This is a genomic window from Mesorhizobium sp. HAY1-8B (assembly GCF_056868045.1).
The window spans coordinates 4,338,391-4,362,241 of sequence record NZ_CP200321.1 but is presented as its reverse complement, the minus strand read 5'-3'; the positions used below and the strand labels follow the sequence as shown (position 1 = coordinate 4,362,241).

The 23,851-nt window shown below is 61.4% G+C and carries 21 protein-coding genes and 1 tRNA gene; 9 read left to right on the top strand and 13 right to left on the bottom strand.

All coding sequences use genetic code 11. From position 1 onward, the window contains the following. Positions 1-90: 90 nt before the first annotated feature. From mgtE to AC1VON_RS20770, 4 genes are all read right to left on the bottom strand, one after another. Positions 91-1,455 (bottom strand): magnesium transporter, encoded by a 1,365-nt coding sequence (mgtE, locus tag AC1VON_RS20785; RefSeq protein WP_483124692.1) that lies wholly within the window; start codon positions 1,453-1,455, stop codon positions 91-93. Positions 1,456-1,727: 272 nt separating this feature from the next. Next, complete coding sequence (locus tag AC1VON_RS20780) at positions 1,728-3,620, bottom strand: ABC transporter ATP-binding protein/permease (protein WP_483126351.1); 1,893 nt, start codon at positions 3,618-3,620, stop codon at positions 1,728-1,730. A gap of 494 nt (positions 3,621-4,114) precedes the next feature. Then, positions 4,115-4,795 (bottom strand): DsbA family oxidoreductase, encoded by a 681-nt coding sequence (locus AC1VON_RS20775; protein WP_483124691.1) that lies wholly within the window; start codon positions 4,793-4,795, stop codon positions 4,115-4,117. Positions 4,796-4,811: 16 nt separating this feature from the next. Next, positions 4,812-6,629, bottom strand: coding sequence for an extracellular solute-binding protein (locus tag AC1VON_RS20770; protein WP_483124690.1), 1,818 nt, complete (start codon positions 6,627-6,629; stop codon positions 4,812-4,814). Positions 6,630-6,862: 233 nt separating this feature from the next. On the opposite strand from AC1VON_RS20770, the gene AC1VON_RS20765 reads away from it, so the two are divergent. Further along, on the top strand, positions 6,863-7,492 hold the full coding sequence (locus AC1VON_RS20765) for an invasion associated locus B family protein (RefSeq protein ID WP_140773822.1): 630 nt from the start codon (positions 6,863-6,865) through the stop codon (positions 7,490-7,492). Between the two features lie 90 nt (positions 7,493-7,582). Here AC1VON_RS20765 and hspQ read toward each other — a convergent pair whose 3' ends face one another. Next, complete coding sequence (gene hspQ / locus AC1VON_RS20760) at positions 7,583-7,906, bottom strand: heat shock protein HspQ (RefSeq protein ID WP_172350556.1); 324 nt, start codon at positions 7,904-7,906, stop codon at positions 7,583-7,585. Between the two features lie 148 nt (positions 7,907-8,054). Then, entirely contained in the window at positions 8,055-9,269 is a 1,215-nt protein-coding gene (locus AC1VON_RS20755; protein WP_483124689.1) for a UbiH/UbiF family hydroxylase, read from the bottom strand. Positions 9,270-9,339: 70 nt separating this feature from the next. On the opposite strand from AC1VON_RS20755, the gene AC1VON_RS20750 reads away from it, so the two are divergent. From AC1VON_RS20750 to AC1VON_RS20715, 8 genes are all read left to right on the top strand, one after another. Further along, positions 9,340-10,287: a DUF2182 domain-containing protein gene (locus tag AC1VON_RS20750; RefSeq protein WP_483124688.1), complete on the top strand. Its 948-nt coding sequence runs from the start codon at positions 9,340-9,342 to the stop codon at positions 10,285-10,287. Continuing rightward, a complete protein-coding gene (locus tag AC1VON_RS20745; RefSeq protein ID WP_095788751.1) occupies positions 10,284-10,898 on the top strand; it encodes a DUF1326 domain-containing protein in 615 nt (204 codons plus the stop codon). Before AC1VON_RS20750 ends, AC1VON_RS20745 begins: the two co-directional genes overlap by 4 nt. Next, positions 10,895-11,713, top strand: coding sequence for a phosphatidylcholine synthase (pcsA, locus tag AC1VON_RS20740; protein WP_056577267.1), 819 nt, complete (start codon positions 10,895-10,897; stop codon positions 11,711-11,713). Before AC1VON_RS20745 ends, pcsA begins: the two co-directional genes overlap by 4 nt. Before the next feature lie 22 nt (positions 11,714-11,735). After that, entirely contained in the window at positions 11,736-12,713 is a 978-nt protein-coding gene (locus AC1VON_RS20735) for a quinone oxidoreductase family protein (RefSeq protein ID WP_483124687.1), read from the top strand. 133 nt (positions 12,714-12,846) lie between these two features. Then, positions 12,847-14,424, top strand: a complete 1,578-nt coding sequence (locus AC1VON_RS20730; protein WP_172350560.1) for an ABC transporter ATP-binding protein — start codon at positions 12,847-12,849, stop codon at positions 14,422-14,424. Continuing rightward, the gene (locus tag AC1VON_RS20725) at positions 14,421-15,551 is read left to right on the top strand and encodes an ABC transporter permease (RefSeq protein ID WP_483124686.1); all 1,131 of its coding nucleotides are present in this window, start codon (positions 14,421-14,423) and stop codon (positions 15,549-15,551) included. Before AC1VON_RS20730 ends, AC1VON_RS20725 begins: the two co-directional genes overlap by 4 nt. Then, on the top strand, positions 15,551-16,471 hold the full coding sequence (locus tag AC1VON_RS20720) for an ABC transporter permease (protein WP_172350562.1): 921 nt from the start codon (positions 15,551-15,553) through the stop codon (positions 16,469-16,471). Before AC1VON_RS20725 ends, AC1VON_RS20720 begins: the two co-directional genes overlap by 1 nt. Positions 16,472-16,521: 50 nt before the next feature. Beyond that, on the top strand, positions 16,522-17,589 hold the full coding sequence (locus AC1VON_RS20715) for a BMP family ABC transporter substrate-binding protein (protein WP_172350563.1): 1,068 nt from the start codon (positions 16,522-16,524) through the stop codon (positions 17,587-17,589). 77 nt (positions 17,590-17,666) lie between these two features. Here the strand turns inward: AC1VON_RS20715 and rimO are convergent, their stop codons facing one another. The 7 genes from rimO to AC1VON_RS20680 all read right to left on the bottom strand — a co-directional run bounded on the left by rimO (position 17,667) and on the right by AC1VON_RS20680 (position 23,675). Then, a complete protein-coding gene (rimO, locus tag AC1VON_RS20710) occupies positions 17,667-18,980 on the bottom strand; it encodes a 30S ribosomal protein S12 methylthiotransferase RimO (protein WP_483124685.1) in 1,314 nt (437 codons plus the stop codon). Between the two features lie 163 nt (positions 18,981-19,143). Continuing rightward, positions 19,144-19,830 (bottom strand): TerC family protein, encoded by a 687-nt coding sequence (locus tag AC1VON_RS20705; protein WP_172350565.1) that lies wholly within the window; start codon positions 19,828-19,830, stop codon positions 19,144-19,146. Positions 19,831-20,016: 186 nt separating this feature from the next. Continuing rightward, positions 20,017-20,424: a DUF930 domain-containing protein gene (locus AC1VON_RS20700; RefSeq protein ID WP_172350566.1), complete on the bottom strand. Its 408-nt coding sequence runs from the start codon at positions 20,422-20,424 to the stop codon at positions 20,017-20,019. 56 nt (positions 20,425-20,480) lie between these two features. Beyond that, positions 20,481-21,179, bottom strand: a complete 699-nt coding sequence (locus AC1VON_RS20695) for a DUF2161 domain-containing phosphodiesterase (RefSeq protein WP_483124684.1) — start codon at positions 21,177-21,179, stop codon at positions 20,481-20,483. A gap of 67 nt (positions 21,180-21,246) precedes the next feature. After that, entirely contained in the window at positions 21,247-22,053 is an 807-nt protein-coding gene (locus tag AC1VON_RS20690) for an alpha/beta fold hydrolase (protein ID WP_483124683.1), read from the bottom strand. 140 nt (positions 22,054-22,193) lie between these two features. Next, a complete protein-coding gene (locus AC1VON_RS20685) occupies positions 22,194-22,991 on the bottom strand; it encodes a sterol desaturase family protein (RefSeq protein WP_483124682.1) in 798 nt (265 codons plus the stop codon). Positions 22,992-23,585: 594 nt separating this feature from the next. Further along, positions 23,586-23,675 (bottom strand) — tRNA-Ser (locus tag AC1VON_RS20680). Between the last annotated feature and the right edge of the window lie 176 nt (positions 23,676-23,851).

Genomic DNA, 23,851 nt, shown 5'->3' with positions numbered 1-23,851 from the left:
GCACTGCGCGATGCCATCCACGGCGGCAGCCCGAAACAACTCCATGAGAGCGAACCCCCGCCGCCGGCCACGGCCGGCGGCGGGGGAGTGCTACAGCAGGGTGCCGCGCAGGATGACGAGCGCCACCGAGAAATAGATCACCAGCCCGGTGACATCGACCAGCGTCGCGACAAATGGCGCCGATGCGCTGGCGGGATCAAACCCGATCCGTTTCAGGGCGAACGGCAGCATCGACCCCGAGAGGGAACCAAAGGTAACGATGCCGACCAGCGCCGTCCCAACCGTCGCTGCAATCAGCGGCCAGTGCGGGCCGTAATCGTAGAAACCGAAATACTGCCACAGCGTTATACGGCAGACACCGACAACGCCAAGGATCGATCCCAGCACGAGGCCGGTCGGCAGTTCGCGCAGCGCAACCCGCCACCAGTCGCCGAGGCCTATCTCGCGCAATGCCAGCGCGCGGATGACCAGCGAGGTCGCCTGCGAGCCGGAATTGCCGCCGGAACTCATGATCAGCGGGATGAAAAGGGTGAGCACGATCGCCTTCTCCAACTCGCTCTCGTAGCTCTGCATGGCATTGGCGGTGAGCATTTCGCTGAGGAACAGGGCGCAGAGCCAGCCGGCCCGCTTCTGGATCATGGCGAGGAAGCTCATCTTCATGTAGGGCTCGTCGAGCGCCTCCATGCCGCCGAAGCGGTGCACGTCCTCCGTCGTCTCCTCGATCATCGTATCGATGATGTCGTCGATGGTGACGATGCCGAGGATCTTGCCGTGGTCGACAACCGGGACGGCGAGCAGGTCGTATTTGGAGATCGTCTGCGCCAGGTTTTCGCGATCGGTCAGCGGTGTGACCGTGACCGGCATGTGGTCCGGCGCCACCGACAGGATCGGATCGTCCGGCTCACCGGTGATGAGCCGGCGCAAGCCGGTCGACCGCACCAGGAGGTGCGTCTGCGGATCGACGATATAGATCGCGTAGACGGTTTCGCGCGTCCGCTCGACCTTGCGGATGTAATCAAGCGTGCGCCCGACGGTCCAGTCCGAGGGAACGCTGACGAACTCCGTCGTCATGATCGATGCGGCGCTGCCTTCGGGATAGCCCAGAATGGAAAGCAAGGTCGCGCGCAATGGCGGCGCCAGCGCACCGAGCAGTTCGGAGCGTGCCGGCTCGTCGAGCTCGCGCAGGATGTCGGCCGCCCGGTCGACCGACATGGCGGTGAGCAGCTTGCTTGCCTTGGGGCGGGGCAGGGCCTCCGCGAGCTCAGGCGCACTCTCGAGTTCGGGTTGATCGAAAATCTCGACCAGACGCTCGAAGGGTACGGCGCAAAGCAGCTCCGTCGCGGTTTCGCGCGATTCATGATTGAGTGCCTCGACCACGTCGGCGACATGGTCGTTTGCAAGGATACGGGCGATGGCGACGGCCTCGTCGTCCGCTACAGGGAAGAAATCGTTCATGGCTCACTCCTTGCCGTCCGGCCAGGACATGAACCATTCAGGTCACGTCTAGGCGGACGGCGGTTGCGTTCGACTAATACTGTCGCCAGGCATGGCGCGGTGACCTTTCTGCTTGCGGGTTCGCGTTTGACTATCAGCAAGCCGGCGCAACATAGGAGCGAGCCTTGCCGAGTCAATCGTGGTGACGATGGAAAACGGTGCCTGATGGCTCCGATCGCGACACTGTGATCGCCGACTGCCGTTTTGTCCGGCAAGTCGAAATGAACGCATCGTTATTTCTGTTTCAGCCGGCGCGAGAAACGCAACCATTTGTCTTCGACCGGCCGTGGCTGGGCCAGGATCGTGGTGAGTTCGACGGGCAGGGTCGGAGCCAGCGGCTTCTTGGTGGCGACGCCGTCGGCGATCAAGACGATTGAGTGATAGAACTCGGTGCCGGCAGCCGATCTGGGCGCTACCGCCTCATGCATGACGCTGATCACCGTGACATCGGGGCAATTGTCCTTGATCGCCTGGTGGAAGGCAATCTTGCCCTCCGGGTCGAGCGCGCCGGTCGCCTCGTCGAGGAACAGGAGGCCCGGCTGCTGCAGGATGATGCGGGCCACCACCAGCTTCTGTTTCTGACCGCCCGACAGGACCTGATCCCAGCTTTTGCCCTCGCGGTTTTCATTGGCCATGTGTTCGATGAAGTCACCAAGGCCAGCCTTGTGCAGCGCCGACGCGACCTGAGCATCGCCGTGGTCGTGTTCGGAGCCCGGCAGACAGACCAACTGTTTCAGCGACACCTGCTGCAGCTTGACCTCCTGGGCGGCATAGAAACTCTTCACCCCGTCGGGGAAGACGATGGTGCCGCGGCCATAGGGCCAGAGGCCGTTGATCGCCTTTATCAGCGAGGTCTTGCCGCAGCCGGATTCGCCTTTCAGGAACGTCCACTCGCCGCGCCGGAAACGCAGGTTCGCGGCGACGAGGAACGGCGTCGCATCCTCGCCCTGATGCGCCAGTTCGAGTTTCTGGATGGTCAGGCCGAAAACCGGGTTCTGGCTAGCATAGTGGAAATCGGAGCGGCCGGTCTGGCTGTAGAATTCCTGCGGGTGCTGGACGTTCTCGATGGCTTTCGCCAATTCGGTCACACGCTGGCTGTTGGCACGCAGCGTGGCGATAGCAGGCATGACATGGATGAACCACGAACACTGGCTGATAAGTTGGGCGACCATTTCGGAGCCGGTGATGTAGCCCTTGTAGTCCAAGCGGCTGTGGATGAAGGGCACGAGCCCCGGAGCATAGGCCACGATACGGGCGCCGACGAAATTGTAGATCAGCTCGAACGACATATAACTGGTGTTGACGACATTCAGCCGGCCCCACGTGCGATCGATATCGACGTAGAGACGATCGTGCATCATCTTCTGCACGTCCTCACCGTGCGAGGCGGCGACATGGAAGCTGCGGCGCAGGAATGTCGTCAGCTCGCCGCGATAGCTGCCCTCGGCTTTCTGCATGCGGATATTAAGTCGTTCCAGAAGGCTGCCGAGCTTGACGGCGATCCAGGTGTTGAGTGGCACGTAAGTGGCAACAGCCAGAAGCGCGAGGACAGCGCTGCCATAGCTGCCCAGGAACTCCAGGCCTTTTACCTCCACCGACGACTGAATCAGGTTCTGACCGATAAAATAGAGCGAAGTTGCCAGACCCAGCACGCCCATTGCGAGGCCTATGGCACCACCGGTCATGTCCTTGATCAATTCCTGGATGCGCTGGTCGATGTTGTCGGGCGTGACGGCGCCGCCGGCCACGGACCCATGCTGGGCATGGAAATGAGTATGATTGCCGTCGAGCAAGGCCTGGTTGAACTGGCCGTTCAGCCAGCCACGCCATTTGCGGTGCAAGGTCGCCGAGACGAGATTGCGTACGCCGGTAAAGCCGACGTCCTTGAGAATGACCAGTAACACCAATATGCCGGCATTGGTCAGGATGGTCTCAAGCGGGCGGGTATTGGCGGCATCGTGGAGAAAGGCAATCGAATTGACCAATTCGCCGGAAGCCATGGCAAACCAAACGCTGGCCTTGCTGGATAGAGCGGTCAACAGCGCGATGACGAGGGTCAGCGTCCAGGCTTCTTTCCACCGATCCGACAACCAGTAGGCCCGCATCAGTCCCCAGAAATTGCGCATCGAGGATACCGGCGTCAAATGCGACGGCCCTGCGGCGCCGCTGTGTAGTCCATCCGGTACTGACTCCTGCGATCGTCTGCCGATCCGAATCACGATCCCGCCCAAACCTTTTTTGTTTTGTTACGGATGGTAACACCAATTGATCATTTTCCATTAATTTTTGTAGAGGGACGGCGGGATAAAGGAGCCGGCCGTGTCGGCAAGGCAACAGCGCGGGGTTTCCCATGCGTCGCGCGCAAGCCTGCGGAAAGGCGATTTTATGTAATGATATCATTTATTTATCGGCCTGGATGACAGGATACACATACCTTCCCCCAGGGAAGGTATTCACACGATTTCGTGACCTGTTTTGACGTGTTGGGTTTGCCGATTTTTCATTGCGGGCTAACCAAAATTCCGGAAAACAGGTCGCCATAATGTGTCAACGGCCCTGTCCCAAAGGCCGAGCAATGACCTGAAAAAGTCTTTGCGGCAGGCGAAAGGAATCACAGGCCTCAGCCGACCGTGTCCAGTTCGCCGCGGGCCTTGGCAGCCGCCACCTGGCGGATGGCATCAGCCAGGGTGTCGACGTCCTGCGCGCCCATCACGGCATATTTGCCTTCAAGCAGAAAACACGGCACGCCTGATATGCCCATGCGCGATGCCGTGGCGATCTCGGTGCGCACCGCTTCGATATCGGCGTCGGTCGGCAAGAGCGTCGCCACCACGGATGCGTCCATGCCGGCCTCGCGGGCGGCTTCGACCAACACGGCATGGTCGCCGATGTTGACGCCCTCCTCGAAATTCAGCTGGAACAGGCGGCGGACCAGCCTGTTCTGCACGGCTTCACCGGCGGCGCCAGCCCAGCGGATCAGTCGGTGCGCATCCAGCGTGTTTGGCGCCACCTTGATGGCATCGAAGGCAAAGGAAATGCCCTCGGCGTCGCCAAGCGGTTCGATGCGGGCATGAATCTCGCGAATGCGCTCGTCGCTGCCGAACTTGGCCAGCATATACTCCCGGCGGTCCTTGCCCTGCGGCGGAATGGTCGGATCGAGCTGGAACGGCCGCCAGCGTATGTGCACCTCGATATCGCCGGCCGCGGCAACCGCCTTGTCCAGCCGCTTCTGGCCGATGAAGCACCACGGACAGACGACGTCCGACACCACATCAACGGTTATGGCGTTCGCTTCGCTCATCTCGATCTCCGGATTTTCAGTTCGGCTTGCGCCACCATGTCGGCAGCTGATAACCGAATATGGGCGTCTTCTGCGGATGTTCCAGATAATTCCAGTACGCAAGCCACTGCTGCGTGTTGTACTGCATCGGCACCATGTAATTGCCCGAGATCAGCAGTCGGTCGAGAACGCGAACGGCGGCGACATAATCCTCCTTGGTATGTGCGTTCAACATGGCGTCGATCGCGGCGTCGATTGCCGGATCGGCGACACCGGCAAGATTGAACGATCCTTCGGTCTTGGCCGCAGCGGACGACCAACGCCCGATCTGCTCGATGCCCGGGGACAAGGAATTGTTGAAGCCGCTCGAGCCGACCAGCACCTCGAAGTCGAAACGCTGCTTGCGCGACTGGATCTGGTCGCCGTCCAGGCTGCGGATGCTGACGTTGATGCCGATCTTTTCCAGTGTGCGCTGGTAGATGCCGGCCAGGCGTTCTTCGTCCTGCGAAGCGGTCAGTATCTCGAATCCGAAAGGTTTGCCGTCGGGATCGAGCATTGTGCCGTCCTGCACGTGGTAACCGATGCTTTTCAGGAGATCGAAAGCGGCCTTCAGCACCTTGCGGTCCTGGCCTGAACCATCGGTCACCGGCGGTTTCCAGGTGCCGTCCATGATTTCGGCCGGCACGCGGCCGGGGTAGGGGGCCAGCAGCGCCCTTTCCCTGTCGTCGGCCGGATGGCCAAGCGCGGAGAGTTCGGAATTCTGCCAATAGCTCATCGTGCGCGTGTATTTCCCGCCGAACAGGTTCTTGTTGGCCCACTCGAAATCGTAAAGCATGCCGAGCGCGCGGCGAACCACCGGGTTGGAGAACTTCGGCAGCCTCGTATTGAACAGGAAACCGGTCACGACAGGCGGAATGCCGGTGTCGAAGGTTTCGGAAACCACCTCGCCCCTGTGGAAGGCGGGAAAGTCGAGATCGCGCTCGCGCTTCACCGGATCACTGTCGTCGTCGATGGCGCAAAGGCCCTTCTTGAAGGCTTCGAGCTTGGCGTTGGCGTTGAGGAAATATTCGATGGTGATCTGGTCGTAATTGTCGAAGCCGCGCTTGGCGGGTACGTCCTTGCCCCAATAGTCCGGATTGCGCTTGAAGACGATGCGCTGGCCGGGCGTCACCTGGGCGATCGTGTAGGGTCCGCTGCCGATCAACGGCTTCAGCGTCGTCCTGTCGAATGTGTCCATGTCAAAGGCATGCTTGGGGATGATCGGCGTCAGCGCGATGATCAAGGGAAATTCGCGATCGGCCTTGTCGTTGAAAGTAAAGCGCACGCTGTGGTCGCCGGTCTTTTCGAGCTTGGCGATCCTGGCCATGCGGTCGCTGTAGGGCGGGCGGCCCTTTTGCGTATAGACATCATAGGTGAACAGCACGTCTTCTGGCGTCACCGGCTGTCCGTCCGACCATTTGGCCTTCGGGTTGAGATGGAATTCGATGCTCTTGCGCTCCGGGTCCATGTCTGCGGTGTCGGCGAGCAGCCCATAGAGCGTGAAAGCCTCATCCGCGCTGCGTTGCATCAGCGGTTCGAAGACCAGATTGCCGAAGATCGTGTCCATCATGCCGCGCGCGGTCGTACGCAGGCTTTTCAGGATGAACGGGTTGAGGTTATCGAAGCTGCCGACGACGCAATAGGTGATGCTGCCGCCCTTCGGCGCGTCGGGATTGACGTAACTGAAATGCGCGTAGTCCGGCGGCAGGGCCGGTTCGCCCTGCATGGCAATCGCGTATTTTGGCTCCGACAGTGCCGGCAGCGACAGGGTGAGAAACGATATCGCGGTGATCAGCCAAACAAGAACGCGGCCCATGACCGTCTCCTTAACAGGTCGGCTTGATGATTCGGTGCGCACCCTAGCATGAGGCAGTTGCGTGCCGGCCAATGGTGTCATCAAGAATTACAAGTGAGCGGGCTGGATTCGGCACCGCTTGCAGTGTAACACGCCGTCCGAAGTCATTCTGTTGCCTCATTTCGGCAACAGGTAGCTGGACCACACGGCGCAGAGAAGCCGGTTCCGGGATCATTTGAGAGGAAATGCACGACATGACGAGCCTGAACAGCAACGCGTACCGCCTGTCGGTCATGGCCGCTGGCGTGATCGGCTTTCTGGGCGCAGGACTTCCCGCGGCTTCCGCGCAGCAACAGCAGCAGATACCTCAGGGCTGGTTCAAGGCCTGCACCAAGCAGGAAGACGTCGATATCTGCAACGTCCAGAACATCGTCACCGCCGGCAACGGCCAGCTCGTCACCGGTGTCAGCCTGATCGAACTCAAGGGCAAGGTTAACCGCAAGGTGTTCCAGGTCACGGTGCCGACCGGCCGTCTCGTGCCTCCCGGCATCGGCCTGCAGATCGACACTGGCAAGGCGCAAAAGCTCGACTATGTCATCTGCTTCCCGGATCGTTGCGTGGCGGAAGTGCCACTGACCGACCAGCTCGTCGCCTCGTTCAAGAAAGGTCAGGGTATCACCCTGACCTCGATCAATTTCCAGAACCAGGCCAACCCGATCAAGATTGCGCTGCAGGGCTTCAGCGGCGCCTATGACGGCCCGCCGCTGCAGCAGTCGGACATCGAAGACCGGCAGAAGAAGCTCCAGGACTTCGTGGCCAAGAACAACCAGGACTTCGCCAAGAAGCTCAAGGACGAGCAGGACAAGGCGAAGACCGCCAACTGATCACCGGTATCCGGCCAAGACCGATGTCAAAGAAAAGCGGGGCCTTGCCCCGCTTTTTTCGTTCCTGGCCATGGCTGGAGTGCCGGGAGGTCAGTGCTTGGACTGCCGTTTCGGCTCGTAGCGTCCATCCGGCTTCTTGTCGAACATCTCCTTGATCTGCGGATGGCGAACGGGCTCGCCCGACCGATCCTCAAGCAGATTCTGCTCGGACACATAGGCTATGTATTCGGTTTCCGAATTCTCGGCGAGCAGATGGTAAAATGGCTGATCCTTGCGAGGCCGCACGTCGGCGGGGATGGCTTCGTACCATTCGTCGGTGTTGGCGAATTGCGGATCGACGTCGAAAATGATGCCCCGAAACGGAAACAGCCGGTGGCGAACCACCTGTCCGATCGCGAATTTGGCCGTTTTCATCGTACTCACCACTGAATTCCTTGACTTTATTTGGCGCAGACTCCGAGTCAATTCAATCCCGAAGCGTTTGAGCCTCTTCAAGCTACGCAGAATTCGGCGGAAAGGTTTTGATTGACGTCGCGATGTCGCGATAAAGTCCGCAAGATCGCTACCGCTGCCGCACCGGCTTTCGCAGGCCACCCACAAGTGCTGCAAAGCCGCTGCCTGGACGAAGCCCTTCGCGCATGAAGAAGGCACGGAGCGGCGCAAAACCGCCGAGCACGCCCAGACCGGCGCCCCGCGCGATCTGCGCCGGCAACATGTCGGAAAGCAGCGACATGTTGAGGAGATTGACTGCACCGCTGCGCGCCAGAATATCGGGGCGACGTTTGAAATCGTAGGCGGCAAGGGCCTTGGCCCCGCCGGGGTCCTCACGATTTTCACTCGCAATACCAACCAGATCTTCAATATCCCTGATACCAAGGTTGAGGCCTTGCGCACCGATCGGCGGAAACACATGCGCGGCTTCGCCGACAAGTGCCACCCTCTCTCGCGCGAAGCGCAGGGGCGTCACGGTCGAAAGCGGATAGATCTGCCCGCCCGGCTCCACGGTGACCCGACCCAGCATTGACTGCATCTGCTCCTCGACCCGCATTGACAGCGTCGCGTCATCCAGGGCGGCAAGCGCCTTGGCTGTCTCGGGCTTAACCACCCAGACGAGACTTGAGCGATTGCCCGGCAGCGGAACCTGTGTGAATGGTCCTGTCTCGGTGTGGAACTCCGTCGAGGTGAAGGCATGGTCTCGGCTATGCCCGAAATTGAGCACGAGCGCGGCTTGCGGGTAGGAGCGCGCGGCAGTCGAGATATCCGCTGCCTCGCGGGCGGGCGATTGGCGTCCATCGGCGGCGACCGCCAGCGACGCGCCAACCTCACTGCCGTCGGCGAGGTCGGCGTGAGCCTTGTCGGCGCCGAGATGCCAGGCCTTGACCATCGACCTGCGCCATTCGATCCCGGAATGCGAGGCCACCTTGGCGGCAAGCGCCGGGCCAAGGACGCTGTTGGGCAGGTTCAGCCCAAACTGCTCCTCGTCGATCTCGGCGGCGCGGAAGGTGACGACGGGACTGCGGATCAGCCGGCTGGTCGCATCGACGATGCGCATGACCTTCAACGGCGCGGCCTTGGGTTTGATGTCTTCGAGGAGATCAAGCCGCTCAAGCACTTTCAGGGCAGGGTTCATCAGCGCCGTGGTACGGCCATCGGGGGCCGATGCCTCGGGCCCGACAAGGGTCACCGCAAAGCCCGCATCGGCGAAAGCGAGCGCCGCGATCAGCCCTGCGGGACCCGTGCCGGCAATCAGTATGCGCGCTGTTTCCTGATGCTCCAAGGTCGGCTTCCGGCTTGCGATTTGAGGCGGGCCACCAGACCTGCCAGTCGATAGGCATATAGGTCAGATCATGCGGCTTGATCAACGCGGCGATTCGGCCCATTCGGGTGTCATGACCGGCCACCAGGACGATTTCAGCCATCTCGACCGCACCGGCCGCGCCATGGCACATGTCGCGCGCAACCCGCGTTTGACGGTCAACATTGTCGTTGGCGCCGGCATCGCATTCGCATGGCTGTTGCTGGGGGCGATGGCGATTCGCGGCGCCGAGGTCCGAGGCAGCGCGCCCGGCGACACCCTCCTGCACGGCCTGCCACGGCTGCCGCTGCCCGATTTCCTGGAGCGGTTCTTCGCGCTCTGCCTGTCGCCGGCGCCGCTGGACGCAAGCATCGGCTTGCGTGCCGTTGCGCTCGTCATGATGTGGTTCCTGATGGCGATCGCCGTGATGCTGCCATCCGCGGCCCCGATGATCCGGACCTATTGCGAGATCGCCGATACAGCCCGGATCAAGGGCGAGCCGGTCGTCCATCCTCTGGTGCTGGTTGCCGGCTATCTCGGCGTATGGCTCGCTGCCTCGATGCTGTTTTCGGCACTGACGCTCAGCGTGCACACATTCGCCGCGTCCAGCGAAATCTACGATCCGGTGCTTGGGATTGCCGGCGCGCTCGCATTGCTGGTTGCCGGCCTCTATCAGTTCAGCGGCCTCAAGGAGGCCTGCCTGAAGAAATGCCGCAACCCGTTCTCGATCCTGTTTTCAAACTGGAGCGCCAAGGCCAGCAGTGTCTTCCGGCTCGGTGTAGCGCAAGGCATCTGGTGTTTCGGCTGCTGCTGGGCGCTCATGCTGGTGATGTTCGCCGTCGGCGTGATGAACATCTTCTGGATGGCGCTGATCGGCGTGTTCACCCTGATTGAAAAACAGATGAAGGGCAGTCTTCCAACCCGACTGGCCGGTGCGATACTGCTTGTCTGGGCAGCCGCGCTGCTAGTAGTCTCGCTTTCAGTGGGGGAAATTCGATGACAGATCAGGGCTGGGCAATGAAAGGAGAGCTCGTACTCTCCTGCAATTGCACGGTTTTTTGCCCTTGCGTGCTATCGCTCGGCAGTCACCCTCCAACCGAGGGCTATTGCCAGACCTGGGCGGGTTTCCGTATCGATGCCGGTCATTTCGGCGAGGTCGACCTGTCAGGCCTCAACCTTGGGCTGATCATGGAAATCCCCGGCTACATGAGCCGAGGCAACTGGACCGCCGGCCTGTTCATCGACAAACGCGCCTCGATCTATGCAGTCAAGGCCTTGACGAAGATCTTCACCGGCAAGGCGGGCGGGACCACGTCGCTGCTGTCGATCCTCGTCGGAAAATTCCTGGGTGTCGAACAGGTGCCGATCACCTACGAGACGCGGGACAAGACGCGTATCTTCCAGATACCGAAGATCATCGATGGCGCGGTGACGCCAATCGCCGGCAAGGATCGCGAGAAGGATACGGTGATCACGAATTCCGAATACTGGATCGCGCCGGAGATCATCGTGGCGAGGTCCGACAAGAGCAAGATGCGCGCCTTTGGCCGCAACTGGAATTTTGCTGGCCGCTCGGCCGAGATCTGCAAGCTGGATTGGCGGGGCCCGTGAGCAAGAACACAACGGCCAGAAAGGCCGCCAAGAAGATCGCGGACCGGATTCCGCGACCGAAGAAGAAGGTCACCTGGCCGCAGGCAAGGGCATTCTCCGTCCACCTGCTGACCGCGTCTGGCTCGTTCCTTGCGTTCCTGTCACTGGTGGCGGCGAGCGAGGAGCGCTGGACGGCAATGTTCTGGTGGCTCGGACTGGCGCTGTTCGTCGACGGCATCGACGGGCCGATCGCCAGGAAGCTCGAGGTCAAGGAAATCCTGCCGACCTGGTCGGGCGAACTCCTCGACAACATCATCGACTATGTGACCTATGTGCTGATCCCGGCCTTCGCGCTCTACCAGCGCGGCTTCATGGGCGAGGGACTGTCGTTCCTTTCGGCTGCGATCATCGTCGTTTCCAGCGCGATCTACTATGCCGACACCGGCATGAAGACGAAGGAGAATTTCTTCAAGGGATTCCCCGTGGTCTGGAACATGGTGGTGTTCACATTGTTCGTCATCGAACCGGGACAATGGGTGTCGTTCGCTGTCGTGGTGGTGGCTGGCATCCTGACCTTCATCCCGATCAATTTCATCCATCCGGTGCGGGTGGTGCGGCTGCGGCGCATCAATCTCACAATGACCCTTTTGTGGTGCGCTTTCGGCGCGCTTGCGCTTGCGCAGGCGGCTCTCGCGGCCTTCTACGATCAGATCGGCGTGCTGGGCGAACAGGTCGGCACTTTCACCAAGATCGGCATTACCGTTACCGGGCTTTATCTGGCCTGCATTGGCGGCATCATGCAGTTCTTTCCAAATCTCGGTGCCAAGAAGGCCTGACCCGCCAGAGGAATCCCAATCCATGTCCAAAGCGATCCGTATCCACGCCCACGGCGGTCCGGAAGTTCTGACCTATGAGGACGTCGATCCCGGCCAGCCGGGTTCCGGGCAGATCCTGGTCAGGAACAGGGCCATCGGCCTCAACTTCATCGACGTCTATCATCGCTCCGGTCTCTATCCGCCGCCCGGAGGTTTTCCGCTCATTCCGGGCAGCGAGGCCGCCGGCGTGGTGCTGGAGGTAGGGCAGGACGTCGATTGGCTGAAGCCGGGCGACCGGATCGCCTATGCCGTGACGACAGGAGCTTATGCCGAAGAACGCGTCATCGATGCCAGCCGGGTCGTCAAGGTTCCGGACGGCATCAGCGATGAACAGGCCGCCGCGATGATGCTGAAGGGTATGACGGCCGAATATCTGCTGCGCCGGACCTTCAAGGTGAAAGCGGGCGACACGATCCTGTTCCATGCCGCGGCCGGCGGCGTCGGGCTCATTCTCGGCCAATGGGCGAAACATCTCGGTGCGACCGTCATCGGCACGGCGAGTTCAACCGACAAGATCGAGCTCGCCAAGGCGCACGGCTTCGACCATGTCATCAACTACAAGGAGCAGGATTTCGTCGCCGGCGTCGCCGCCATCACCGACGGCCGGAAATGCGACGTCGTCTACGATTCGGTGGGCAACGACACGTTCCCGGCTTCGCTCGACTGCCTGAGGCCGCTCGGCATGTTCGTCAGCTTTGGCCAGTCGTCGGGACCAATCCCGCCATTTTCCATGTCGCTCTTGGCGCAGAAGGGGTCGTTGTTCGCCACAAGGCCGACGCTGTTCGTCTACAACGCAAAACGCGAGGACCTCGATGCCTCTGCGGCCGCGCTGTTCGAGGTGGTGCTCAGCGGCGCCGTCAACATTAAGATCAACCAGCGCTATGCGCTGAAGGATGCCGGCAAGGCACACTCGGATCTCGAGGGCCGCAGGACAACGGGGACGACTATTCTCGTTCCTTAGTCCCGCCTGCCTTGTTATCCCTTGAATTTCCGCTGAAATTCTTGAAGCTCTTTCAAGACGCGTGCCGCTTTCCGTTGGGAGCCGGCGGCGCCTACCATGCTTGCGGGAACACAGAACATATCTGGCGAACCAGATGGGAGGCACTGTGAGTGCAGATCATGATGGGACGAACCTGCTTGAGGTTCGTGGCCTGACCAAGATATTCGGCACGCTGACCGCGTGCGATCATGTCGATCTCAACATCGCCAAGGGTGAAATCCACGCGCTGCTTGGCGAGAACGGCGCCGGCAAATCGACGCTGGTCAAGATGCTGTTCGGCTCGCTGGAGCCCAATTCCGGCGAGATTTTCTGGAACGGCCAGGCGGTGCGCATCACCAGCCCGGGTGCCGCAAAGAAGCTCGGCATCGGCATGGTGTTCCAGCATTTTTCGCTGTTCGAGGCGCTGACCGCGGCCGAGAACATCGCGCTGTCGCTCGATGACGGCGCGCCGATCAGCAGCATCGCCGCGAAGGCAAGGGCGCTGTCCTACAGCTACGGCCTGCCGCTCGATCCGGACTCGCTGGTCGGCGACCTGTCGGTCGGCGAACGCCAGCGTATCGAGATCATCCGTTGCCTGCTGCAGACGCCGCAGCTCATCATCCTTGACGAGCCGACCTCGGTGCTGACGCCGCAGGAAGCCGACAAGCTGTTCGAGACGCTGGAGCGGCTGCGCGCGGAAGGCAAATCGATCCTCTACATTTCGCACCGGCTCGAGGAGGTCAAACGCATCTGCGACCGCGCCACCGTGTTGCGGCATGGCAAGGTGGTCGGTCACTGCAACCCGCGCGAGGAAACCGCCTCGTCGCTCGCGCGCATGATGGTTGGCAACGAGGTTCAGGCTGTGGTGCGGGCTCCGGTCGAGGGGATCGAAACAGCGCAGCCGCTGCTCGAAATCCGCGGCCTCAGCCGCAAGCCGGCGACGCCGTTCTCCATTCCGCTCAAGAACATCAACCTCAATGTCCGCGCCGGCGAGGTGATCGGCATTGCCGGTGTCGCCGGCAACGGCCAGGGCGAGTTCTTCGAATCCGTCTCCGGCGAGGTCTTGCAGCAGGATGCCGCCTCGGTGCGCATCCGCGGCAAGGATGCGGGTGGTCTCACCATCACCGGACGGCGCCTGCTTGGTGCCGCCTTCGTGCCGGAGGAGCGCCTCGGCCATGGTGCCGCGCCGCGCATGAAACTCTCGGAAAACCTTTTGCTCTCGCGCCACGCGACCGACGGCAAGGCGTTTGTCGGCACTGGCGGGATGGTCAAAAGCGGCGCCGTCTACGCTGCCGCGCAACGCATCATCCTGGCCATGGATGTGCGCAAGAGCGCGCCGGATCCGGAAGCGGCCGCACTTTCGGGCGGCAATCTGCAAAAATTCATCGTTGGCCGCGAACTCGACCGCCGCCCAAGCGTCATGGTGGTCAACCAACCGACCTGGGGCGTCGATGCCGGTGCCGCCGCCCATATCCGACAGGCCTTGATCGAGCTGTCGCGCAGCGGCTCGGCGGTTCTGGTGATCAGCCAGGATCTCGACGAGTTGTTCGAGATATCGGACGCGATCGCGGTCATGCACAATGGCGAATTGTCCAAGCCGATGCCGATCGCCGAGGCGACCTTCGAGAAGGTCGGTTTGCTGATGGGTGGCGCCGAGCCCGGCCACGCCGAACACACGCTGGAGACGGCATGATGCGCCTTGAACTCGTCAAACGCCCGCAGCGCTCGGCGCTGTTTTCAATGCTGTCACCCTTCATCGCCTTCGCGCTCACCATTATCGCCGGCGCCATCATGTTCGCTCTGCTCGGCGTCAATCCGCTGACCGCTTTCCGGATCTACTTCATCGAGCCGATCAGCCAGGTCTGGCAATTGCATGAACTGGCGATCAAGGCGGCGCCGCTGATCCTGATCTCGGTCGGCCTGTCGGTCTGCTACAAAGCCAACATCTGGAACATAGGCGCCGAAGGCCAGTTCATTTTCGGCGCCATCTTCGGCTCCGCCATTCCAGTCCTGTTTCCTCAGTTCGAAGGCCCGTTGGTGCTGCCGCTGATGCTTCTGCTCGGCATGGTCGGCGGTGCCGCCTACGCGGCGATCCCGGCCTTGCTCAAGACCCGGTTCAACACCAACGAGATCCTGACCAGCCTGATGCTGGTCTATGTCGCCCAACTCTTCCTCGACTGGCTGGTGCGCGGCCCATGGCGCGATCCGCAGGGCCATGGTTTCCCGCAGACGATCCAGTTCGGCGATTCGGCCGTCCTGCCGGAACTGATGCCGGACGCCGGGCGCGCCAACTGGGGTTTTGTGTTCGCGCTGGTTGCCGCGGTGCTGATCTGGATCCTGATGAGCCGCATGCTCAAGGGCTTCGAGGTCCGCGTGCTGGGCTCCAGCCCGAGGGCAGGGCGCTTCGCCGGCTTCGGTCTCAGCCGCATGGTGTTCTTCGCCTTCCTGCTGTCCGGCGCGCTGGCCGGCCTTGCCGGCATTTCGGAGGTCTCCGGCGCCATCGGGCAATTGCAGCCGGTGATTTCTCCCGGCTACGGCTTCACGGCCATCATCGTGGCGTTCCTCGGCCGCCTCAACCCGCTCGGCATCGTCGCCGCGGGCCTGGTTCTGGCGCTGACCTATCTCGGCGGCGAAGCGGTGCAAAGCGCTCTCGGCATTTCCGACAAGGTGGCGAGAGTGTTCCAGGGCATGCTGCTGTTCTTCGTGCTCGGCTGCGACACGCTCATCCACTATCGCATCCGCCTGATCGGCCTTGCGTTGACCAAGCCCCAGGGCGCGGCACAGCTCGAAGCCGCGCCGAAGTTGAAGGAAGCCCGCTGATGGACATCACCGTCAACATCCTCCTGACCATCGCCACGGCGGCAACGCCGCTTTTGATCGCGGCGATCGGCGAACTGGTGGTCGAACGCTCCGGCGTGCTCAATCTCGGCGTCGAAGGCATGATGATCATGGGCGCGGTCGGCGGCTTCGGGGCCGGCTACCTGACCGGATCGCCCTGGATCGGTCTTCTGGCGGCGATCGCCATGGGCGCGTTGTTCTCGCTGCTGTTCGCCGTGATGACGCTATCGCTGGCCACCAATCAGGTGGCAACCGGCCTGTCGCTGACGCTGCTTGGCCTCGGCCTCTCCGGCATGATCGGAACGAGCTTTGTCGGCCAGCCCGGCGTCAGGCTGCCCAATCTTGACATTCCCGGCCTCAGCTCGATCCCGGTCGTGGGCAGGCTGCTGTTCGGCCAGGATCCGATCTTCTACATCTCGATCGTGCTGACCGCCGCCGTCATGTGGTTCCTATTCAAGACGCGTACAGGCCTGACGCTCCGCTCTATCGGCGACAGCCATGCTTCGGCGCACGCGCTCGGCATCAAGGTTATCCGCTACCGCTATCTCTCGGTCATCTTCGGCGGCGCCTGCGCCGGTCTGGCCGGCGGCCATCTGTCGCTGGTCTACACGCCGCAATGGGTGGAGAACATGACCGCCGGCCGCGGCTGGATCGCTCTGGCGCTCGTGGTGTTCGCCTCGTGGCGGCCGTGGCGGGTGCTGGCCGGCGCCTACATCTTCGGCGCGGTGTGGATCGGCCAGCTTCATGCACAGGCTTTTGGCATTCCCGTGCCCTCGCAGATGCTTTCTTCTCTGCCCTATCTGGCAACCGTCGTGGTTCTCGTTCTAATCTCGCGCAACAAGCGTCTGACGATGATGAACACGCCGGCATCCCTGGGGCAGCCATTCGTTCCGGATCGTTGACAACAATAACAAACGGGAAGCTCCAAGGCTTAACACAGAGAGGTAACACAATGAAAAAACTGCTTATTGCCCTGATGACGACGACAGCGGCATTGTCGCTGGCCGCGTCCGCAGAGGCTGCCGACAAGTTGAAGGCCTGCTGGGTTTATACCGGCCCGATCGGCGATTTCGGCTACTCGTACCAGCACGACCAAGGCCGCCTTGAGGTCCAGAAAGCGCTCGGCGACAAGGTCGAGACCGCCTATCTGGAGAACGTCTCCGAAGGCCCCGATGCCGACCGCGCCTTCGAGCGCCTGGCACGCGAAGGCTGCAAGATCATCTTCGGCACGTCATTTGGCTTCATGGACGCCGAAGTGAAGGTCGCCAAGAAATTTCCCAAGGTGATGTTCGAGCACGCCACCGGCTACAAGACCGGCGACAATCTCGGCATCTATAATGCCCGCTTCTACGAAGGCCGTTACGTACTCGGCCAGATCGCGGCCAAGGAATCGAAGTCCGGCGTCGCCGGCTACATCGTTTCCTTCCCGATCCCGGAAGTGGTGATGGGCATCAACTCCTTCATGCTCGGCGCGCAGTCGATCAACCCGAACTTCAAGGCCAAGATCGTCTGGGTGAACTCGTGGTTCGACCCGGGCAAGGAAGCAGACGCCGCCAAGGCGCTGTTCGACCAGGGTGCCGACATCATCGTCCAGCATACCGATTCGACCGCGGCCTTGCAGGTGGCCGAGGAGCGCAAGCTGCACGGCTTTGGCCAGTCGTCCGACATGATCAAGTTCGCGCCGAATGCGCAGCTGACCTCGCTGACCGACGAATGGGGCCCCTATTACATCAGCCGCGTGCAGGCAGCCATAGACGGCACCTGGAAGCCGGACAATGTCTGGCTCGGCATCAAGGACGGCGCGGTGAAGCTCGCGCCCTACACCAACATGCCCGACGATGTGAAGGCGATGGCCGAGGCGACCGAGAAGAAGATCGCCGGTGGTTGGAACCCCTTCACCGGACCGATCGCCAAGCAGGATGGTTCGGCGTGGCTGAAGGACGGCGAGGTCGCCGACGACGGCACGCTGCTCGGCATGAATTTCTACGTGAAGGGCGTCGACGACAAGCTGCCGCAGTAAGCGGCGCACCACATCTCGAATAGGAAAGGGCGCCGCGAGGCGCCCTTTTTATGTGCCCGGAGAAACGGACGGAAGGCTCAGACAGCCGAACCGTAAAGGTCATAAGCGTCGGCACGCTCGATCTTCACCGTGACGATGTCACCGGCACGCATCGGGCGGCGCGACTGGATGTGGACCGAGCCATCGATCTCGGGCGCGTCGTATTTGGTGCGGCCTTTTGCCGAGGTGCCGTGCGCCTCGTCGATCAGCACCGGCAGGCGCTTGCCGACCTTCCTGGCCAACTGCGTCGCCGAAATCTTCTGCTGGCGCTGCATGAAGCGGTGCCAGCGTGCTTCCTTGACCTCCTGCGGAACCTGTTCGAGGCCAAGGTCGTTGGAACGGGCGCCCTTGACGGGCTCGTATTTGAAGCAGCCGGCACGGTCGATCTTGGCCTCGTCCAGCCAGTCAAGCAGCATCTCGAAATCCTCGTCCGTCTCGCCGGGAAAGCCGACGATGAAGGTCGAGCGGATGGCGAGATCGGGGCACACGTCGCGCCAACCGCGGATGCGTTCGAGCGTCTTTTCGCCATGCGCCGGACGCCGCATGTTCTTCAGCACCTGCGGCGAGGCATGCTGGAACGGAATGTCGAGATAGGGAAGGATCTTGCCGTCGGCCATCAGCGGCATGACGTCGGCGACATGCGGGTAGGGGTAGACATAGTGCATGCGCACCCAGATTCCGAGCTTGCCCAGTTCTTCCGACAGATCGAGGAATTTCGCGCGCACTTCGCGATCGCCGAACATCGACGTCTGGTACTTGATGTCGATGCCGTAGGCACTGGTGTCCTGCGAGATGACGAGGAGTTCCTTGACGCCGGCCTTGGCCAGTTTTTCGGCTTCGCGCAGCACATCGGCGGCCGGGCGCGAAACGAGATCGCCACGAAGGGCGGGAATGATGCAGAAGGTGCAGCGGTTGTTGCAGCCTTCCGAGATCTTCAGATAGGCATAGTGGCGCGGCGTCAGCTTGACCCCTTGCGGCGGCAGCAGGTCGATATAGGGATCGTGCGAAGGCGGGGCTGCCTCATGCACGGCGGCCATCACGCTCTCGTAAGCCTGCGGTCCAGTGATCGCCAGCACGTTGGGGTGCTTCTCGCGGATCACGTCCGGCTCGGCACCAAGGCAGCCGGTGACGATCACCCTGCCGTTTTCTGAAAGCGCGGAACCGATGGCATTGAGCGACTCGTCACGGGCGGAATCGAGGAAACCACAAGTGTTGACCACAACGAGATCGGCGCCATCATGCTTGCGGGCGATCTCATAGCCTTCGGCGCGCAGGCGCGTGATGATACGCTCGGAATCCACGAGCGCCTTCGGGCATCCAAGGCTGACAAAACTGACGCGAGGGGCGGACATAGGCTAGTTTCCAATGGGGGTACGGGCCGAACGCTGATCCGGCCTCAAGTCGCTGTAAATGTCGGTCTGTGGCGCGCGGCTGGAGCCGATACGGGCGGCGCAATAGCATGGCTTCCGCAATCAAGCAAACCGGCGACAGGCCGGCCCGCGCCATAAGGATGGCTCAGTGGCCTCCGGATCCGAACCAGGGTGCCAGGAAAGCGAAGTGTTCGGGGAATTGCTGCACGGCTCCGTCAAGCAGCATTTTGACCGCAACATAGAGGATGATCACCAGGCCGAGATAGGCAATCCAGCGGTATTTGTGCAGCAGGCGCGCGACGAACGACGCGGCAAAGCCCATCAGGGCGATCGACAGGGCCAGCCCGACAATCAGCACCGTCGGATGGTTCATGGCCGCGCCGGCTACAGCCAGAACATTGTCGAGCGACATCGAAACGTCGGCAATGACAATCTGCCAGGCTGCCTGCGAGAAGGTCTTGCTTGGCCCCTTGCCGCCGATGACCCCATCCTTGTCGAAGTCGCCGTTCGACAGCGCTTCCGTGGCGTCACGCTCCTGCTCGTGGCTGACGCGCAATTCGCGCCACATCTTCCAGCAGACCCACAGCAAGAGCAGGCCGCCGCCGATAAGCAACATGGGCCCGATGGTGAGCAGCCATTGCGTGATCAAGGCGAAGAAAATGCGAAGGACGGTGGCGGCGGCGATGCCGACGAGAATGGCCCGTTTGCGTTGGCTGGCCGGCAGTCCGGCCGCGGCGAGGCCGATGACGATGGCATTGTCGCCCGCAAGCGCAAGATCGATGGCGATGACCTGAAGAAGGGCCGATAGGCCCGCGGCGGTAAATATTTCCATCGACCTGGAAGCCCTTCGCCGAGTGTTCGTCGTCGGCTATTCCGACGGCCCTAAAGGCATGGTCCGCTGCCGTCAAGACGCAGCATTGGACAACGCTGGAAAACCACTTTCGTGGCAGTGGCATTACAGGAGATTTTCAGCCGTCGCCGGCTCGTGAACCGAAGCCCACACAAGCTCGCGAAAAAACTAGTCGTAGAGATTGTATTTTGCCCAGTCGGCTTCCGGAATCTCATCGCCGATCCGGTAGCGAAGCTGGAGAACTTCCATATGGTCCGGCCCCGTCTGGCATTTGAATTTCAGCCGGTACCATTGCCCCTTGCTGCGGAACGCCGCACCGGGGCTCCTGATTGCATCGGCGCTCATCTCAGGCGTGGCGAAGGCGTAGGCGACGACACGGTCGGCCTTGAACTTGCGATCGTCATGGGTGATCCGGTCCAGGATTTCGGCATCGCACCGCTGCTCGAGGCGTGTTTGCGGATCAAGTTTCATCAGCCCGGCACGCAAGGCGTTGTCCATTGCGCGGGCCGGGAAAGCTAGCGTCAGGGACGCCATGGCCATCATGCAGAGTGTCTTCATGGGCGGGACAAGCAGCATATTTTGTCTGAAAAATCAACCAAGAGGGGCGCTTCATGCCGGGCAAGCGGCCGCATTCAGGGGGGCGACGCAATCAAAATCTCGTGTCGGACATCCTCGTGCGAGGCCTGCGGCCAACGCACCAGCGAGGCGCGGCCGGCATCCGTGAGATCATAAAGGCCGCGGTCCACGCGCGCGAACCAGCCATAGACGTTGTGCTGCAGGATCTTCGGGGCGATCGGCGTCAGCGCCTTCAAATCGCGCGGCCGTTTGGGTCCGTGGACAAGCGCGGCGGCACAGGTGAGGGCGCTCTGGCGATAGGCGGTCATGATCGGATTCCGCGATCCTCCGCCCGCGACAGGATCGCCGCGTCGGCGCTGGTGTTCGTCGACAAGGCGAGAGCGCCGCCGCGCATTCTTGCGTGGCTCAGGCGCGGCCGGGCTGACAAGCACTTCGACCTTGTCATTCGCGGTCACACCGAGCAAGCCGAAGCCGAGCCGGCGGCAGAGGTTGCGGAAACGGGCGTCGCTTTCGCGCCCCTTGCCTCGTGCCGACATACGCGCCGCCAGCCACACTTCATCGCAAGCGGCCGCGCGGTCGATGCCTTGCAGCACCAGTTCGAGGTTGAACTGCAATTTCAGTTCGCAGATGACGACAACCGGCGGCTCGCCCTCGCGCAGCGCGACGATGTCGCAGCCGCCGATTTCACCCTTCACGACAAAGTCGAGACTTTCGAGGAACCGCTTCACCGGCGCATAAAGGGAGGTCTCGTTCATGCCTTGAGGCTTAGCCGATTCGACGAGAAAAAGCCTTCCGGCTTTAGGGGGGCGGCGCACCCGATGTTCAAGAATGAATGTTTCCGAGGAAGGTCAGCAGCGCGCTGTTGAACTGCCCAGGCCGTTGCAGCGGCGCGAAATGGCTGACGTCAGGCAGGATGATCAATTCCGATCCTGGGACGTTTTGAGACAGATAGTTCGCGTGCTCCCGCTTGATGAATTCGTCATGTTCACTTTGAACGATCGCCACGGGCACGCGCATCCGCGCCAGGTCGGCGGCGGAATAATTGGGTTCGGTCTTCATCATCAGGCCGACGGCTTTGACAAATACATCGAACTGGCCTGGCGTTGCCGATAGTTCGGCATAGTCCTTGGCGTGCCGGCTGAAACACCGATCGATGACCGGACTGGGCTCGAATTCCCTGGTGCCGCTCGGATCCATGTTGCAGCCGAAGAAGAACACACCCGTGATCCGATCGGCGGCGTTCATGCCGAGGATGAGCGCGACGCACGCGCCATCGCTCCAACCCACCACAGTCGCCTTTTCCAATTGCAGTGTATCCATCACGGCCAGGACGTCGGAAGCCATCAGCTCGTATTTGTACGGTCGCCCGTCGCGGGTGCTGCGCCCGTGGCCACGGCTGTCGATCACCACGACCCGATAACCACCCTTGACCAGCTCGGGAACCTGAAATCCCCAATTGCCGCTGTGACCGAGGCCGCCATGCAACAAGACTACGGGAAAGCCGGCCCCGAACGTGGCGTACCAAATTTTCGCGCCCTCGTTTTCGACCCGGCCTTCGTCCTTGGCGGCCGTCAGGGGCGCGGCGCCATGCGCTTCGAATCTGCTGAGGTCGTCGTCTTGATAGTCCATGCCGAAAACGCCTCGAGGCCAACCCGAAGCACCTATAATTATTGCTGGTGCCCGCCAAAACCAACCCACGACGCAATATCCGCTACCAGGCAACAGTGCCATTTCGAGCGGCACATGGCGGACGCCATTGATATTAGCCGTCAGGCTTCCGTGCGCGCCACCGACCGTTTCGATCGCTTGCTGCGAGGCACGAGCGGGTAACCAACCTGACCAAAGTAGCTGGACGGGATCGGATCATCGACACCGTATTTTTCCGGCACCTTGTTGCCGGTGGCATTGTAGGTGCCGAACACCATGTCGAGGAGGGGGAGTTGGCCGGCGAAGTTCTTGTCATAAGCCTCGCGCTGGTTGGCATGGTGCCAGCGATGAAATTGCGGGCTGGCGATCAGCCATTTCAAGGGACCAAACGGAATCCGCAGGTTTGAATGCACAAGCAGCGTGTGCCAAAAATATATGATCGAGAAGGCGGCGATCGAGGCTTCGGAGAAGCCGAGGAAAAAGATCGGCGTCAATGATATTGCCTTTGTGGCAATCGCGTCGACCGGATGGGAGTGGAAAGCGCCGAGCCAGTCCAGCTCCTCAATGCCGTGGTGTACCGCGTGGAATCTCCAAAGCGCAGGGATTTTGTGGAAGGCCCGGTGCGCCCAATAGACGCCGATGTCGGTGATCAAGATGATCTCCGCGACCTGCAACCAGACGGGCTGACCGCCGACGGCGCGCATCATTGATTGCGGGACCACGATTGCGGCGGCGTCAAGCGTGTAGGCCGCTATCAGGACGATGGCTATTTTTATGATAAAGCCGTTGAACAGCACGTAGATCAGATCGACACCCAAGCCCTTGCGGAAGATCTTCTGGGGCCGTTCATGGAACAGATGTTCGAACGGAATGAATATCAACGCGGAGATCAACAGCGCCTTGATGCCAAAAATATCCATTCGCCCGCCTCTATTGCCCAGCCTTTGGCAGCACCCGCTCGCACTTCAGCTTCCGGACAGAACCATATTTCTCCTTTCCAAAGGCTTGATGGCGACTTTCGTCTTTGCAGCCGGGCAGGTGAGGGAGGCGCTCGCCGGCGTGTCACACCGGCGTCGCAACCGGGCGATATCTTTGTAGCGCGCGGTGGCGAACGCAGCGCGTCGCGCGTCCTCCCAGGACTAACCCCTCCGGTTCCCTGCCGGCGGGGTTTTCTATTTCAGGAACCACGCGCCCATCGGCGCGGATACGCCGCCAGACAAACCGACATGATCGTTGTCGCGCAACCAACGATGGGCGAAGGTGCAGCCGTCCGGCGCGATTGGCCGTTCTATCCGCAGTCCGACGCCGGCGGTTGTCGATGCCGTCTGCCCGCCAGGTCAAGATTCTCTCTATAGAAATCGAGACGATCGCGATCTTTCCCCAACCATTGAACCGTTTCTTGCAAGCCCGTGCGCAATGTCGTTTGCGTGGTCCAGCCCAGCTCTGTCGCGGCGTGTCGGGTGTCGGGTTGATTGCAATGCGCCTGCACGAGGCCGCCGAGTAGCTCAATAAGTTGGCGGAGGGAGTGGGATTCGAACCCACGGTGAACTTGCGCCCACGCCGGTTTTCAAGACCGGTGCCTTAAACCGCTCGGCCATCCCTCCAAGCAATTGCAATCATTGCGTTTTTGACAATTTGCGCGGGGCCATGGAATGCCCGTTGCTACGCAGTTTGCAACTGTTTGCCTTTTCGCTCGCTGCTTATAGCGGCCTGAAGCGCAACGTCAACTTGCTCCGCTGCATCAGCCTGCATGCCGGGCATAACGTCGGAGTGAAGGTCT

Coding starts and splice junctions, on each gene's coding strand:
- AC1VON_RS20720 (WP_172350562.1), top strand. CDS start 15,551: ATGGACATCACCGTCAACATCCTCCTGACCATCGCCACGGCGGCAACG.
- AC1VON_RS20715 (WP_172350563.1), top strand. CDS start 16,522: ATGAAAAAACTGCTTATTGCCCTGATGACGACGACAGCGGCATTGTCG.
- AC1VON_RS20685 (WP_483124682.1), bottom strand. CDS start 22,991: ATGGATATTTTTGGCATCAAGGCGCTGTTGATCTCCGCGTTGATATTC.
- AC1VON_RS20745 (WP_095788751.1), top strand. CDS start 10,284: ATGACAGATCAGGGCTGGGCAATGAAAGGAGAGCTCGTACTCTCCTGC.
- mgtE (WP_483124692.1), bottom strand. CDS start 1,455: ATGAACGATTTCTTCCCTGTAGCGGACGACGAGGCCGTCGCCATCGCC.
- AC1VON_RS20750 (WP_483124688.1), top strand. CDS start 9,340: ATGCGGCTTGATCAACGCGGCGATTCGGCCCATTCGGGTGTCATGACC.
- AC1VON_RS20690 (WP_483124683.1), bottom strand. CDS start 22,053: ATGGACTATCAAGACGACGACCTCAGCAGATTCGAAGCGCATGGCGCC.
- AC1VON_RS20730 (WP_172350560.1), top strand. CDS start 12,847: ATGGGAGGCACTGTGAGTGCAGATCATGATGGGACGAACCTGCTTGAG.
- rimO (WP_483124685.1), bottom strand. CDS start 18,980: ATGTCCGCCCCTCGCGTCAGTTTTGTCAGCCTTGGATGCCCGAAGGCG.
- AC1VON_RS20700 (WP_172350566.1), bottom strand. CDS start 20,424: ATGCTGCTTGTCCCGCCCATGAAGACACTCTGCATGATGGCCATGGCG.
- AC1VON_RS20735 (WP_483124687.1), top strand. CDS start 11,736: ATGTCCAAAGCGATCCGTATCCACGCCCACGGCGGTCCGGAAGTTCTG.
- AC1VON_RS20780 (WP_483126351.1), bottom strand. CDS start 3,620: ATGCGCAATTTCTGGGGACTGATGCGGGCCTACTGGTTGTCGGATCGG.
- AC1VON_RS20725 (WP_483124686.1), top strand. CDS start 14,421: ATGATGCGCCTTGAACTCGTCAAACGCCCGCAGCGCTCGGCGCTGTTT.
- AC1VON_RS20770 (WP_483124690.1), bottom strand. CDS start 6,629: ATGGGCCGCGTTCTTGTTTGGCTGATCACCGCGATATCGTTTCTCACC.
- AC1VON_RS20765 (WP_140773822.1), top strand. CDS start 6,863: ATGACGAGCCTGAACAGCAACGCGTACCGCCTGTCGGTCATGGCCGCT.
- hspQ (WP_172350556.1), bottom strand. CDS start 7,906: ATGAAAACGGCCAAATTCGCGATCGGACAGGTGGTTCGCCACCGGCTG.
- AC1VON_RS20705 (WP_172350565.1), bottom strand. CDS start 19,830: ATGGAAATATTTACCGCCGCGGGCCTATCGGCCCTTCTTCAGGTCATC.
- AC1VON_RS20695 (WP_483124684.1), bottom strand. CDS start 21,179: ATGAACGAGACCTCCCTTTATGCGCCGGTGAAGCGGTTCCTCGAAAGT.
- AC1VON_RS20775 (WP_483124691.1), bottom strand. CDS start 4,795: ATGAGCGAAGCGAACGCCATAACCGTTGATGTGGTGTCGGACGTCGTC.